This is a genomic window from Niastella caeni (assembly GCF_004834005.1).
Classification (GTDB): Bacteria; Bacteroidota; Bacteroidia; order Chitinophagales; family Chitinophagaceae; genus Niastella; species Niastella caeni.
Genome location: NZ_STFF01000001.1, coordinates 1,489,115 through 1,503,662 on the forward strand (window position 1 = coordinate 1,489,115; position 14,548 = coordinate 1,503,662).

Annotated in this window: 10 protein-coding genes; 5 read left to right on the forward strand and 5 right to left on the reverse strand. The window is 43.8% G+C overall.

The window, feature by feature from the left end; all coding sequences use genetic code 11:
- Window position 1 precedes the first annotated feature (1 nt).
- The 3 genes from FAM09_RS05920 to FAM09_RS05930 all read left to right on the forward strand — a co-directional run bounded on the left by FAM09_RS05920 (window position 2) and on the right by FAM09_RS05930 (window position 2,997).
- Entirely contained in the window at window positions 2-1,249 is a 1,248-nt protein-coding gene (locus FAM09_RS05920; protein WP_136576121.1) for a Pycsar system effector family protein, read from the forward strand.
- A 5-nt stretch (window positions 1,250-1,254) separates the two neighbouring features.
- Window positions 1,255-2,364 (forward strand): adenylate/guanylate cyclase domain-containing protein, encoded by a 1,110-nt coding sequence (locus tag FAM09_RS05925; RefSeq protein WP_136576122.1) that lies wholly within the window; start codon window positions 1,255-1,257, stop codon window positions 2,362-2,364.
- A 96-nt stretch (window positions 2,365-2,460) separates the two neighbouring features.
- The gene (locus tag FAM09_RS05930; RefSeq protein ID WP_136576123.1) at window positions 2,461-2,997 is read left to right on the forward strand and encodes a lipocalin/fatty acid-binding family protein; all 537 of its coding nucleotides are present in this window, start codon (window positions 2,461-2,463) and stop codon (window positions 2,995-2,997) included.
- A 66-nt stretch (window positions 2,998-3,063) separates the two neighbouring features.
- Here the strand turns inward: FAM09_RS05930 and FAM09_RS05935 are convergent, their stop codons facing one another.
- Window positions 3,064-4,920 (reverse strand): 2-oxoacid:acceptor oxidoreductase subunit alpha, encoded by a 1,857-nt coding sequence (locus FAM09_RS05935; protein ID WP_136576124.1) that lies wholly within the window; start codon window positions 4,918-4,920, stop codon window positions 3,064-3,066.
- Window positions 4,921-5,302: 382 nt separating this feature from the next.
- Here FAM09_RS05935 and FAM09_RS05940 point away from each other — a divergent pair, with 382 nt between their 5' ends.
- Window positions 5,303-6,160: a polysaccharide deacetylase family protein gene (locus FAM09_RS05940; protein ID WP_136576125.1), complete on the forward strand. Its 858-nt coding sequence runs from the start codon at window positions 5,303-5,305 to the stop codon at window positions 6,158-6,160.
- Window positions 6,161-6,197: 37 nt separating this feature from the next.
- On the opposite strand, the gene FAM09_RS05945 is transcribed toward FAM09_RS05940, so the two are convergent.
- Both FAM09_RS05945 and FAM09_RS05950 read right to left on the reverse strand, forming a co-directional pair.
- Entirely contained in the window at window positions 6,198-6,704 is a 507-nt protein-coding gene (locus tag FAM09_RS05945) for a DinB family protein (protein WP_136576126.1), read from the reverse strand.
- A gap of 108 nt (window positions 6,705-6,812) precedes the next feature.
- The gene (locus FAM09_RS05950) at window positions 6,813-9,746 is read right to left on the reverse strand and encodes a glycoside hydrolase family 3 N-terminal domain-containing protein (RefSeq protein WP_136576127.1); all 2,934 of its coding nucleotides are present in this window, start codon (window positions 9,744-9,746) and stop codon (window positions 6,813-6,815) included.
- Between the two features lie 249 nt (window positions 9,747-9,995).
- Between FAM09_RS05950 and mutL the strand changes: the two genes are divergently transcribed.
- On the forward strand, window positions 9,996-11,951 hold the full coding sequence (mutL, locus tag FAM09_RS05955; protein ID WP_136576128.1) for a DNA mismatch repair endonuclease MutL: 1,956 nt from the start codon (window positions 9,996-9,998) through the stop codon (window positions 11,949-11,951).
- Here the strand turns inward: mutL and FAM09_RS05960 are convergent.
- Together FAM09_RS05960 and FAM09_RS05965 are read right to left on the reverse strand one after the other, a co-directional pair.
- Window positions 11,937-13,829, reverse strand: a complete 1,893-nt coding sequence (locus tag FAM09_RS05960; protein ID WP_136576129.1) for a hypothetical protein — start codon at window positions 13,827-13,829, stop codon at window positions 11,937-11,939. The genes mutL and FAM09_RS05960 overlap by 15 nt on opposite strands.
- Before the next feature lie 5 nt (window positions 13,830-13,834).
- Window positions 13,835-14,377, reverse strand: coding sequence for an RNA polymerase sigma factor (locus FAM09_RS05965; RefSeq protein WP_136576130.1), 543 nt, complete (start codon window positions 14,375-14,377; stop codon window positions 13,835-13,837).
- Window positions 14,378-14,548: the final 171 nt, after the last annotated feature.

Genomic DNA, 14,548 nt, shown 5'->3' on the forward strand with positions numbered 1-14,548 from the left:
TATGTCAACATATAATGCCCTTCTGATAGATACTGAAAGCTATGTAAAAGGCCTTTTTAAACAACACGATCATGCCAACCTGGTCTTTCATAACCTGGAACATACAGAAAGCGTAGTAGAACACATTCATGAAATTGCATCGCAGTACGAAATACCTGATAAGGATCTGCTGGAACTGTCTATAGCAGGCTGGTTTCACGACACAGGACACCTGTTCACTGACCCGGCCGATCATGAAGAAAAAAGCGTAGCATTGATGGATGAATTCATAAGAACAAAAACAGATGATGAAGAACTTATCAATACAATAGCGGCCCTGATCCGCATCACCAAATTTCCGCCAACGCCCCAATCATTGCCGGAAATGATCATTTGCGACGCAGACACCTATCATTTCGGACTGGAAGATTTTAAGCAGACAAATAAAGCCATGAAGAAAGAGTTGATCCTGCGCAATATGAATACCATGGTAATGGATTGGGAAAAGAACAGCCTTGAGCTATTGGGGAAGCACCAGTACTTTACCTCCTATTGCATTAACAAATTACAAAAAGGTAAAGAAAAGAACATCAGAAGGCTGAATAAAAAAGTAAACAAGCTCGAAGGCATGAATGTGAGCGAAACCCTGTTGTTGCCCGGCCTAGAAAAAGATGAAAGCAATAAAAGAAAAAACTCCCTTGTTTCAAGAGGCATACAAACCATGTTACGGTTAACATCAGAAAACCATGTGGAGTTAAGTAACATGGCCGATGGAAAAGCAAGTATTTTGATCAGCGTTAACGCCATTATCATTTCGGTAATTCTTTCCGTATTGATCCGCCGCATTGAAGTGGAAACCCATTTAACCATTCCTACTTTTATCTTCCTGGCATCTTCACTTACTACTATCATCATTGCAATTATGGCTACGCGGCCAAAAGTATCGCAAGGTAATTTCAGCCGGGAAGACATTTTGAATAAAAACACCAACCTGTTATTCTTTGGAAACTTTTATAAAACCAAGGTGAACGAATACCAATGGGCCATGAACACGATGATGCGCGATCCTGACTATTTATACAGTTCCTTAATAATGGATATACATCAGTTGGGAGTTGTACTGGCCCGCAAATACAAACTCATCAGGCTGGCTTATACCGTATTTATGATAGGGTTATTGGTTTCGGTAATTGCCTTTATGGTAGCCATTATGGTACATCAACCACAACAACCCGTTATTAATTCGTCATCTGTTTCGCCATACAGCTAAATGATATGAGAACTTTTGGTCGTCGCATAATAATCAGGCAGGGAGTGATCAGCAAGTACCGTATTAAGCTGGTGCTGGTAATTGCATGCCTTTGGACGATCATTGATACAGGTGTTTACTTATTCAGGTTTTACCGCGACTACATTGACGATGTGGAGCTACCGTTCGCTATGCAGGCCTGGGCTGTATTGGCACTCCGGTTTGGGTTAATATTCTTTATCTGCCTGGCCATGGCCTACCTGTTGATCTATCAGTTAAAACAATTTGTGCGGAACATGCCTTTATGGTTAAGCCTGCTCATAAAAAGTATAATCCTGGTGGCTGCTGCGTTCTTACTAAACTTCATATTGCACTTCACCTATATCTGGCTAATTGAAAAGGAGCCGCTTACTACGGAGATCGGACAATCTTATTACAATATCTTTCAAACCTCGTTGTTTGTTAGTCAAATGATCCGTTGGCTCATCATCTTTTTAATTACGATCCTGATAATTGAGGTAAATGAAAAATATTCGCCGGGCGTGTTTTTAGATATTTTGGCCGGCCGGTATATAACGCCGAAAATTGAAAAGAGAACTATTATGTTCATCGACCTGGTTGATTCAACTACTATAGCGGAAGAGCTGGGACATAAAAAATACTTTCGCTTCATTCGTGATTTTATCTATTTTATTTCTGTTGGCCTACTCGAAAACGATGGACAGATATACCAGTATGTGGGTGATGAAGTAGTAGTATCGTGGGTGGTGAAAAAGCCAAACGCAAATAGAAAATGTTTGCAAGCGTTACTGGACTGCAAAAGAATGTTACAACGAAATAAAAACTATTTCAAAAAACAATACGGCATTGTGCCTGAATTCAGGGCAGGTATCCATACCGGTGAAATCACCATAGGTGAAATAGGTGTAATTAAAAAAGACCTGGCGATGAGCGGTGATACCATGAATACGGCTGCCCGACTGCGTTCCGCCACCAGTGAATTTAACCAAAAGGTGATCATCTCCAAAGACTTCGCAGCGCAAACGAATTTAAAGAACTGGGAGCCCATCCCTTTAGGACTGGTAGACCTGAAAGGAAAGGAATCTGCCATGGAGTTATATGCATTGAAGTTTTGATAGTTATTAAAGCGTTGCCGTTTTTCCCCAACATGTACATTTGTTATAACATTTTACGCAGCGCATGATAATTGCTTAAGGTTCTAAAAATCCTTTATGAGCATGTTAAAACAACTATTAGCCATTACCGGCAGTGCATTGATCATAGCATCTTGTCAGGATGCCAACAATCAAAGTGATGTTACAACCGATTCAGCAACAGCCGAACAACCACTCGCAGATACCACACCAAAATCGAATACACAATATGTTGACCTGAAAACAGGACAGCCGGCTGATCTATATTATAACTCCAAAAAGAAAAGGACCTATTCTGAAACTACCAACGAACCTGTAGACCTGTATGTAAACGTTGTTACAGGTGATACCATTTACGGACAGGGCAGGTACGTTGTAAACGGATATATCGTCAAAACAGCAGATGGCACTTATAAACTGGACGACAAGAAAATCAAGATCGATGGAGATGAGATCAAGATCAAGGAAGGTGACAAGAAGTTTAAAATGGAAGAAGGTGAAATGAAGATCAAGGATGGTGATGAAAAAATGAAAACAGATGGAGATGAATCAAAGATCAAGACAGAGGACATGAAGTCTAAAACTGAAGATGGACAAACAAAGACGAAAGAATAATAAACTAAAAAGAGAGGGTCCCCGTTGAAAGGGGGCTCTCTCTCTTTCTATTTTTAAATAGTTATCTTAATTTACTCTGCCCAGCATTTCCTGCAGCTTCATTATCAATTCTGTTTTGGTAATAGGTACACCCATGATCTTGTTGTACCCTTTCGCATCTATAAAATACTGGTCGCGAATTATCTTTATCAGTTGCCCGTTATTGATTTCGGGTATTAATACCTGTTCGAAGTTCTTGAGTATGGCGCCCAGGTTTTTGGGGAAAGGACGCACATACCGTAAATGAGCATGGCTTACCGCATAACCTTGCTGTTGCAGTTCAGCCACCGCGCTTTTAATAGCACCATAGGTACTACCCCAGCCCAGTACCAAAATCTTTCCGGTTTCAGGACCGCTGTCTAAAGTTTGTTCGGGAATATAATCAGCTATCTTATCAACCTTCTCCTGTCTTATCTTAACCATCAATTGGTGGTTCTCAGGTTCGTAACTTACGTTACCGGTATTATTTTGTTTTTCCAAACCACCAATGCGATGCTCAAGACCAGGTACGCCTGGGATAGCCCATGGACGAACCAGTTTCTCATCGCGCAAATATGGCTGGAATTTGTCTTCACCATGTCCCAGCTCGGTTTTAAATTTAACCGTTATCGGTGGCAGGTCCTCGCTTTTAGGGAAGCGCCAGGGTTCAGCGCCATTGGCAATATATCCATCGCTCAGGAAGATCACCGGCGTCATATGTTGAACAGCGATGCGCACCGCTTCGTAAACCGCACTAAAGCAATCACTGGGTGTGCTGGCAGAAACGATCGGCATGGGACATTCGCCATTACGACCATAATAAGCCTGCAACAGATCGCTTTGTTCTGTTTTGGTAGGCAATCCGGTAGAAGGACCGCCGCGTTGAATATCGCAAATGAGTAATGGAATTTCCAACATTACGGCCAGGCCCATAGCTTCTGCCTTTAAAGCCATACCGGGGCCGGAAGTTGTAGTAACGCCCAAAGATCCGCCATAAGCAGCGCCTATAGCAGATGTAATACCGGCAATTTCATCTTCGGCCTGAAAGGTTTTAACGCCAAAATTCTTGTACCTGCTCAATTCATGCAAAATATCAGAAGCGGGTGTAATCGGATAAGAACCCAGGAACAAAGGCAATCCGCTTATTTGCGAAGCCGCAATCAACCCATAGGCTACTGCCTGGTTACCCATGATGGAACGGTACTCACCGGATTCCATGCGGGCTTTATCAACTTTATAGCGGGTAGTAAAAGTTTCTGTAGTATCGCCGAAATTATAACCAGCCTGCAAAGCCTTTACATTGCTATCCAGGATCTCAGGTTTCTTACCAAACTTGTCTTTCAGGAACTGGATGGTATTTTCCATATCGCGGTTATACATCCAATACAAAAAGCCCAGCACGAACATGTTCTTGGCGCGGTCCTTTTCTTTCGTGCCCATGGTAATATCTTTCAGCGCTTCACGCGTCATCTTGGTCACATCCATTTTTATGACCTCGTAGTTGCCGAGACTGCCGTCTTCCAATGGATTTACACCATCGGGATAATTGGCTAAACGCAGGTTCTTTGAATCAAAACCATCGGTATTGGCGATGATCTTACCGCCTTTCTTCAACGCTTTCAGGTTCGATTTCAACGCCGCCGCATTCATAGCTACCAATACGTCACATTCATCACCGGGAGTAAACACCCGGTCGCTCGAGAAGCGTAATTGATAACCACTTACTCCCGGCAGGGTTCCCTGGGGGGCACGTATTTCGGCCGGAAAATCAGGAAAAGTGGCAAGGTCAATACCCAGCAACGCAGTATTGTTAGTAAACTGGGTGCCGGTTAACTGCATCCCGTCTCCGGAATCCCCGGCAAATTTTATCACTACATCCTGAAGGACCTGTTCTTTACGAATCATTTGACTGTTGTTCTAGTTAGTTTGCAAAATTACTATAAGTTAAGACAGATTGTGGATATTATTGTTCCTTGTTTATGGTTTTTAGTTTTGGGTTATTTTATTAGAAAAAAAGCTATTAATTTGATTTTCCGGCATTTCCAGAGTCTAAAGCGGGATGGGTATCAAGTACAGATTATCATTTTAACTTTTTCACTCATTTGTATACCCACTTGACATCTCACTTTTTACCTGTGGCTCATTTCCTTCTTCTTACCAGCTTTCCTCCCCCACTCGCTACTTACCACTTGCTACTAGCCGGATTTATACATTCTTTAACCAAAACGAATTATACAATTCACCGCACTCATTATAATTTCATACAACAAAATCCCCAAAACAATTTATGGAAACAAATGCTGAAGAAGGCGAGAGTAATACCGCCGCTTTCTTTTATCGCCCCCTTATGCTCTTATTGGTATTAATAACAACCACCAAAACCGCCCGCGAGGGTAAAACCCATTACCACTTCAACAATGTGCCCAACGACCCGCCAAAAGAAACGGTCAGGGCATCGCCGCCAAAAAAGAAAAAGAAGAAGATCTATCTCACCTTCGATGATGGCCCTAACAAAGGCACCCGAAAAGTTTTACGCATTGCACAACAGGAACAGGTGCCAGTTACTTTTTTTATTGTAGGCGAACACGTATTTGCCAGCACCTCGCAGCACGCTACCTGGGACAGCCTGAAACTGGCCGACTCTATTGAATTGTGCAACCACAGCTACACGCATGCGCACAACCGCTATGAACGTTTTTATCAAAAGCCCGATTCGGTCGTGAAGGATTTCAAACGCTGTCACGACAGCCTGCAGCTTGATAACAGTATTGTACGAACGCCGGGACGAAACATCTGGCGGGTAGATACGCTCACATTTACCGATCTGAAAAAAAGCGCTGCTGCTGCCGATTCATTGCAACAGGCCGGCTTTACCATTATGGGCTGGGACCTGGAATGGCATTACGATCACAAAACATTCACGCTTAAAAACAGGTCGGAAGCTTTGATGCAGGAGATCGATAGCCTGTTTGCGTATAACAAAACAAAAATGCCTGAGCACCTGGTATTGCTGGCCCATGACCAGGTATATGACGATAGTGATGACAGTTGCGAACTGCACGAGTTGATCAAAACATTAAAAAGACGGGAAGAATATGAGTTGGTAGTCGCGAGTAAATACCCGGGAGTCAAAACCATCCAGTAATTGAAAATGTATCATTGAGGATATGGTTCCTTGCTTCCTACTTTAATATTTTCACCGTCACCATCAATTGCCCGGTATGGCGCATAGTGTGTTCAGCGGCATGAAACAGTAACCCAAGTATTGTAGAAGGAAGTTGCTGACGGCCAACACCTCTTGGTTCAGTCAGGGTAGCGCTATCGATAGCTTTTAATGCTTCGAGCGAAGAGGCTATCTGCGCATCCAGGTTGTTAAGCAGGGATGTTATGGTGATATTTTCCACCTGTGCCCCTTCTGCTTTCAGGTAATCCAGTTGTTGTATAGTAAGAGACTGGCCGGCAGCATAAGTAAATAACCGGTCAAGCACACCCGTTATATGCTGCAAATGAAACCCGGGTGAAGCTACGCCGGCAGGGCGTTCCCATAGCAACGCATCAGGAAATTCCTTCATCATTTCATGGATCTCCTCCTGTGCCTGTAATAACGCATGTGCCACAGGTTGTACCAATGCAGGTATGCCGGCCAATGGCCCCCGCAGCCATACTTCAGGTTGTTTGGATAGTGCCATATGTTAAAATCAGGGACTAAGTGTTATTAAAATTAGCATTTGAGGACATAGGCTTATGAAGTCGGGAGTCGGCAATCGGCAAATTGAAACGTGAAATGGCCCCCCTCTTCAAAATGGCTTCAATGACTGATAAATGGCTTCATGCACTTTCGGCCTTACGCTCATTTTCAAAAACTTGTTTACATCGGAACTATTCACCCGGTTCGACAGAAAAACATAGATCAGGTTGTATTTGGGATCAACCCAAAAACAGGTGCCGGTAAATCCGGTGTGCCCAAATGTTAACGGTGAAGCAGAAGCGCAGGGATACGGTTCAGCCCGGGTAGCATTGTCTTTTTCAGGTTTATCGAAACCCAATCCGCGACGGCTGATGTCACTATGATATTGATTAAAATACTCCACTGTTGCCCGGCTAAAAAAGTTTTGCCCGTTCAATACACCGCCATTCAATAGCATTTGCGCCAGCACGGCCACTTCATACGCATTGCTGAACAAACCGGCATGGCCCGCTATGCCACCAAACATGGCAGCGCCGGGATCGTGTACATAGCCTTGTAATAATTGATTGCGGAATCCCTTTTCCCGTTCAGTAGGCGCAATATAATACAGCGGAAAACGCTCGGCGGGGTTGAAGCCGGTTACATTAAGATTCAGTTTATCGTAGAATGTTTTCTTTACATACCGGTCAAGGGGCAATTTTGATAAACGTTCTACCAACTTGCCCAGGAAAATATAATCATTATCGCTATAAATATATTTATGCTGAGGGCCCAACTCGCTTTGTAAAATGCGAACAAACATCGTGTCTTCCCAATCCTTCCGGATGTATAAATTCGCAGCTACGGGTATCTTGAAAATAGAATCATTTTGATTACTATAGATAGTTGGCAGCGGCTGGTTCTCGTGCGTCGCATCGAGCGTTTCGCGGTAAAATGGAATAAAAGCCTTCAGCCCCGCCTGGTGTAATAAAATATCCCACAGCTTTAATGGTGCTTTGTTTGTACCACGTATCTGCGGTATATAATCACCCATCGTTTTCTGCAGGTCGATCTTGCCTTCATCGTATAATTTCATTACCGACAAAGTAGTGGCCATGATCTTGGTAACAGAAGCCAGGTCATAGATCGTTTCGGGATAAACCGGTTCAGTACTGTCATAGGCGAGATAACCGAATGCTTTTTCATAAGCTATTTTTCCATCTTTTGCCACCAACACCACAGCGCCGGGTATAGCATGTTGTTTAATGGCGTCATTTACGATGGAATCGATGGATGTAGTTAGTTTAAGCGCATTAAAACCCAACTGGTTGGCCGGCACTGCAGGTAACAATCTTTTGGCAATAATGCCATCGCCATATTTGAACGAAGAACAAACCGTTACCGGCAATTTACCACTTGCCAAAAAACGCCCATGCAGCAGATCGCAGGCTGTAACCTGGGTAATATCATCATCTTCATAGGCGGCCACCAACACCGATGCATTGCACACGTTTTTGATGGCATATGGATTACCAAATACAAACGTGATCGTTTTTTGCTGCGCCTGAATTCCGTTTATCAATTGCAACGCCGCATTGCTGATACCGAAATTATTGGCCGGATACCGGGCATATTTGTGCACGCCAATGACCACAATATCATATCCACTTTTTAATTTTTCCAGCAGGGGCGCCACCTCGGTACTATCCTTTTTATAATCAAAATAAAACACTCCCGCATTGTAATCCTTCCTGATATGTTCTGCAAAAGCATTGTCCTGTGTTAAACCAATGCCTACGTATGCAATGTTCTGCCCTTTAAACAGAGGGAAAATGGCGGGATCATCATTTCGTAACAGGGTAAGCGCATTTTTGGCAATGGAACGACGCATGGCCGGCACCTTGCTATTGAGGTCAGTTAACAGGTTGGCCGTATCAATCGGTTGCCAGTTAGCCAACCCATATTGATACTTTGCGTATAACACTTTTCTCACATGTTCATTGATATCGCTCCAACTGAGCTTTCTTTTTCTAATGGCTTTTCGTATTTTCTTAATACTGCCGGGAATATCGCCGGGTAAGCATAACATATCGTTACCGGCAATTAAAGCCTCGCGCGATGCTTCACCATCGGGGTAAAACTTGGCCACACCTTTCATTTCAAGCGCATCGGTAAAAGTGAGTCCGTTATAATTAAGCTCTTTGCGTAGCAGTTGGGTAACGTTGTTATAAGAAATAGAAGTAGGCTTGTGCTCGGTGTTATCAATAACCGGGATCGATAAATGGGCTATCATTACGCTGCCCACGCCGGCCCTGAAGATCTGATTGAAAGGATACAGTTCCAGCGAATCGAGCTGGGCTTTTGTTTTATTGATTACAGGCAGATCGAGGTGTGAGTCTACATCTACATCGCCATGACCGGGAAAATGTTTCGCACAGCCCATTACCCCAACATCCTGCATGCCCTTCATATAGGCAATCCCGTATTCAGCCACTTTGTATTTATCTTCTCCAAACGACCGGTCATTAATGACCGGGTTATTGGGATTATTATTTATATCAACCACAGGTGCGTAATTCACCTGAATGCCTATTCGTTTACATTGCTCGCCTACCACCCGGCCATAATCGTAGATCAGGGAACGGTCCTGAACGGCGCCCATCATCATTTGCCGCGGCAATGGCAGTACGCTGTCCATACGCATGCCTACCCCATTTTCGGCGTCTATGGTCACCAGCAATGGTGTTTTGGCTATTGATTGCAACCGGTTTAGGATGGTAGCTTGTTTAATGGGTCCGCCCTGAAACAAACAAAGACCGCCAATATTGTATTTACGAATGGCCTTCTCTACCTCTTTATCATAAAATATAATGGTACGGTTAGCGCCGATAGCCGACACCCTGACCACCATAAGCTGGGCTATTTTTTCATTTTTTGATAATGTTTTAAGAACGCTGTCAACCCAACGGTCGGCAGCCGGGTTACCTGAACGCTGTGCCGAAACATTACTACCAACCAGGACCATCAATAGAATAAAACCAATTGTTTTTAACTTATTCCGCATGAATAGGAAGTGATTTTAGTTAAGCAGAAAAGAATACCAAATTTACTGTTAATAAGGTGTCTGGACCATTAAAATTCTTCTAATATTAACTGCGTTTTTGTGCAGACCAGTGCATTCAAAACATTGACTATATAGCATATAGCGTACCTATTTTTTCCGGATTTCCTTCATGGCTAACTACCATCAGGAGCGCTGTTTTATGCAATCAAATAGTCTTACATTTGCCCATCCAAAAATCAGGAGTAGCCATTGGCGGATATCATTAATTTATTGCCCGATAACATTGCGAATCAAATCGCTGCCGGTGAAGTGATTCAGCGGCCAGCCAGCGCCGTAAAGGAACTGCTGGAAAATGCCGTTGATGCCGGCGCCACCGAAATCAAATTAATTATCCAGGATGCCGGTAAATCACTGGTACAGGTAATTGATAACGGTAAAGGCATGAGCGAAACGGATGCCCGTATGTGTTTTGAACGCCATGCTACTTCCAAGATCCGCAACATCGACGACCTGTTTCACATTCGTACCATGGGTTTCAGGGGCGAAGCCCTGGCTTCTATTGCCGCCGTAGCGCAGGTAGAACTGAAAACCAAACGCGCCGATGACGAAACAGGTACTTTTATAGAAATAGAGAACAGTGTGGTTAAAAAACAGGAACCGGTGGCCGCTGCCAACGGAACCAGCATTGCCATGAAGAATTTATTCTTCAATGTGCCCGCCCGCCGCAACTTTTTAAAAAGCAATGCGGCCGAAATGCGGCATATTGTAGATGAATTCATGCGGATAGCCCTGTCATTTCCCGGTATTTTTTTCTCTCTTACCGGTGGCGGGCAGCAGATATTCCACCTCGAAAAAGGCAGTCTTAAACAACGCATAGTTCAGGTACTGGGCCAGCATTATAATGCCCGGCTGGTAACTGTTCAGGAAAAGACCGATTACCTGAACATCTATGGTTTTGTAGGCAAACCCGATACTGCAAAAAAAACGCGCGGCGACCAATACTTCTTCGTAAATAACCGGTTCATCAGAAGCGCTTACCTTAACCATGCCGTCATGAGCGCATTTAAGGAAATGATACCGGCCGATAGTTTTCCGTTGTACGCGCTGTTTATTGATCTTGACCCCGCACAGGTTGATATCAACGTGCATCCTACCAAGCAGGAGATCAAGTTCGAAGATGAAAAGATCGTGTATGCGTTTGTACAGGCAGCCGTTAAACATGCGCTGGCCCAGTTCAGCATTACCCCTACGCTTGAGTTTGACCTTGACCCCGGTATTCAACAACTGGATGCGGTAAACAAACCTTTTACAGAAGATAAAAAAGAAGCCGCCCTGTCATCCGATCTGGCCAAAAACTTTACGCAAAAGAACCAGGCCCATTTTATTCAGCCTACCGATAAAAGTGAGCTGAAGCATTGGAAAGATTTTTTTGAACCGGGAAATCAATCGGAAACTAGCAACAGGCAATGGGCAAATGCAAACCCAACTTCTGGCGGAAACGGCGAGAAAGAAGAAAAGTTTGAATCCCTGCTCGATCAATTGAAAAAACAGAACGGTGGTGACAATACTTCAAGCCAGGCTTCGCTTGGTTCCGGCTTTTCCCCACTATCTACTCGCCACCAGCCACTTGCCATTGACGACAATGCGCTGCTCTTCCAATTGCATAGCACCTACATCATAGCGCCTACTGCCCGCGGATTTATGCTCATTCATCAGCAGTTGGCGCATGAACGGATCTTATACGAGCGTTTTGTGTCAGCTACCAATGGCAAAAGCATTGCTACCCAGCGTAGCTTGTTTCCTGTTACGCTTCAACTGTCGGCATCTGATGCAGTTTTATTACAGGAATTAACCACCGACCTGAACCAACTGGGCTACCTTATTGAACCATTTGGAACCAATGCCTTTGTTGTACAGGGTACGCCGGCCGATGTTTCAGCAGGTAATGAAAAACTGGCTATAGAAAGTTTGCTGGAGCAATTCAAACATTTCAGCAGCGACCTTAAATTTTCACGCCGTGAAAAATTGATCCGGTCACTGGCCTGGCAACAGGCAATTAAGCCCGGCACATCACTTTCATTGGAAGAAATGCGCGTGCTGACAACTGATCTTTTCAAGTGCACACAGCCGAATGTTACCGCCAGCGGTAATCCCACTTATATTGAATTTAAGAAGGATTACCTGGAGCAATTATTTAAGCGTTAACATTGGCTTGTCTTTCGACTGTTTCCTTTTTTTATCTTCCCAGATATTATATCGCAGGTAAAACTGAAGGCTTTTGTTTTTATCGAATGTATAAGGTGCAGAAGGGTTCACCTGGAAGCTCACATAATTATTGAAAGCCTGGTTATACTGCAACCCAACTGTAAACCGGCTCCAGTAATAACTCATATCAATTAGCAACCGCACCTCGTTGCCATTCAACCGGCTCGATAGTGAATCGTTCCGGAACTTGGTAAAGTAATTTTTAATTACATACTCTTGCGGTGGCCCCATCTGACTGGTACGGCGTTCTACCTTCTCATAATGCGCTACACCACTTAACAAAGAAGAGAACTGTAACCCCGTACCCATATAAAAATTCCTGAGCGGGCTATGATAAATGGTAAGTGGCACGTTGAAATAATACAACTTACGGGCAGAAATAGAGGTAGTTTGTTCTATCCAGCTTGGTCCCTGCGAATAAAAACGCTGGTCCTGGTATAACAGCACCGGCCTGATAAACTGGGGTTGCGAAAATTGCAACCCGGCCTGCATATAGGTTTTGCTATTGAAATGATATTGAAAATGCGGTGATGGGATATAATCTGAAATAGTATTAACACCAGCATTGCGATTATAAGCCAATGGCTGCTGATCACCTACCGGAAAGCCCAGCGGTAAGGAAAAACCAAACGCAAAAGTTTTATCCTCCTGGGAATGTGTTGACCAGGCCGATTTACGCTTTGCGGTTTTCTTTTTAGCCACCATTTCTGGGAAAAGGTCTGCCTGGGTATAATACGTAAATTCTCTTTGCACCACGCCCGAAGGAGCCACAACCGATGAACCGGTGTAATTAACATTGATAGCAACCGGCGATTCCTTTAAACCCGATCCTGCAGATGGTTGGGTAGGCAATGTGATCGTAGGCTTATAGGTGTACCGGGTTGCTGACGGCTCTTCCTGTGCAGGCTTATTTACATTAGCCGCTGCCTTTCTTACCGGCTTCTTTCCTTTCTTATTTTTAACCCTGTTATTGGCGGTATTCGATACAACTGCATTTTCATCATCTGGCTGAATGCCAGTAACATTACCGGCATTATCATTATTATTTAAAGTGCCGATAGCTTTTGTGCGATTATTGGTTGTACCATTATTGCCGGTTCTCTTATTATCATTTTTTGAATCAGGAGTGTAGATTTTGTTTCGATCAACGGTGGTTTTGTTGTGATAGCTTGTTGGGGTTTCATTCGTTTCCTTGTTGTTATCGTTCGCTGTTAACAATGGAGGGGTATTTACGTTATTACCGCTACTTCGCGCCTTTTCAGCTTCTTCAAGGGTTAACGCATCATTTTTTGCTGAGTTATTGGTAACAGCACCCTTATTTTCCGGTGCGATAATGTTTTTATCAACGGCATCATTTCCGGTTGCCGGTTGTTGCAGACCCGAAGCAGCTGACGTGCTATTATCAGGGGTGCTGGTACTGGAGGCATACGCCGCCCCTGGCAAATTGTTGTTTACCTCAGTATTTCCGCCCGCTGCAGGGGTAGTAGTTTTTGAAGCACTTTTTTGACCGGCATTTTTATCGGTTAATGCAACGGAAGGCGCGGTTTTATTGTTAACGGTTTTAATGGTTCCGGCAACATTACGTGGTTCCCTGTTAAGGAATGTTTTGCCGCCAAACCATGTTCCAACCACTACGGCCACTATAATAGCGCCCGCAATCCACCAGCGGTATGAACCACCAGGCCCACCCCCACCACGAGGCATATTTTTATCCAACAGCACTTTCATCTGCTGCCAGTTTTGGTCAGGGTCATCAGGTGGCGGAAGCTGCACCAGTTTTTCCGCTAAGTGTTTTTCGTATGGATGTTTAAAGTTCATCTCATTTACACTTGCAATGTTTGTAAAAGTTTTTGCAATTGTTTCCGGGCCTCGCTCAGGTGCCATTTGCTGGTACCTTCACTAATGCCCAATAGGTTAGCAATTTCCCGGTGATTGTATCCTTCAACTACATACAGGTTAAACACCGTTTGTGTAGCCGGCGATAACTTCTGTACGAGTAGTAAAACTTCATTGGAAGACATTCGTTGTATAGCATCGGCATCAATGGCTGGTTCTTCTACTTTTTCCAGTTCAATGTGCGTATGAAATTTTCCCCGCTGCCGTATAAAATCAATGGCCGAGTTGATGATAATGGTTCTTATCCAGGTATACAATGATGCCCTGCCCATATCATACGTATGAATGTTCTTGAATACCTTCAAAAAGCCATTGTGCAATACTTCTATTGCATCTTCATGATTGCGGGTATATCTCAGGCAAATAGATGCCATGGGCCCATAAAACTTCTTATATAAGCGTTCCTGGGCCTTTCGGTTGTTATTTATACAACCGTTTATCAGTTCTATATCAGTAGCATTGGTGGACAATCAAGCCTGTTATTTGGTGTTCTTTACCCCGTTGATATACCTGGTTTTTACTATTTGTGGCCTTTTTGAAGCCTTGTAGTGCCTGTACAGGTAAAATAACGTGTGTTTTCCCTAATACGTTTAAACAGGTAGTTCTGTTTAATCTGACTTTCTTTGAATGCTAAATTTCTC

Excerpts from the sequence above, each read along its gene's own strand:
- FAM09_RS05920 (WP_136576121.1), top strand. The coding sequence starts at position 2 with ATGTCAACATATAATGCCCTTCTGATAGATACTGAAAGCTATGTAAAA.
- FAM09_RS05925 (WP_136576122.1), top strand. The coding sequence starts at position 1,255 with ATGAGAACTTTTGGTCGTCGCATAATAATCAGGCAGGGAGTGATCAGC.
- FAM09_RS05930 (WP_136576123.1), top strand. The coding sequence starts at position 2,461 with ATGAGCATGTTAAAACAACTATTAGCCATTACCGGCAGTGCATTGATC.
- FAM09_RS05935 (WP_136576124.1), bottom strand. The coding sequence starts at position 4,920 with ATGATTCGTAAAGAACAGGTCCTTCAGGATGTAGTGATAAAATTTGCC.
- FAM09_RS05940 (WP_136576125.1), top strand. The coding sequence starts at position 5,303 with ATGGAAACAAATGCTGAAGAAGGCGAGAGTAATACCGCCGCTTTCTTT.
- FAM09_RS05945 (WP_136576126.1), bottom strand. The coding sequence starts at position 6,704 with ATGGCACTATCCAAACAACCTGAAGTATGGCTGCGGGGGCCATTGGCC.
- FAM09_RS05950 (WP_136576127.1), bottom strand. The coding sequence starts at position 9,746 with ATGCGGAATAAGTTAAAAACAATTGGTTTTATTCTATTGATGGTCCTG.
- FAM09_RS05960 (WP_136576129.1), bottom strand. The coding sequence starts at position 13,829 with ATGAACTTTAAACATCCATACGAAAAACACTTAGCGGAAAAACTGGTG.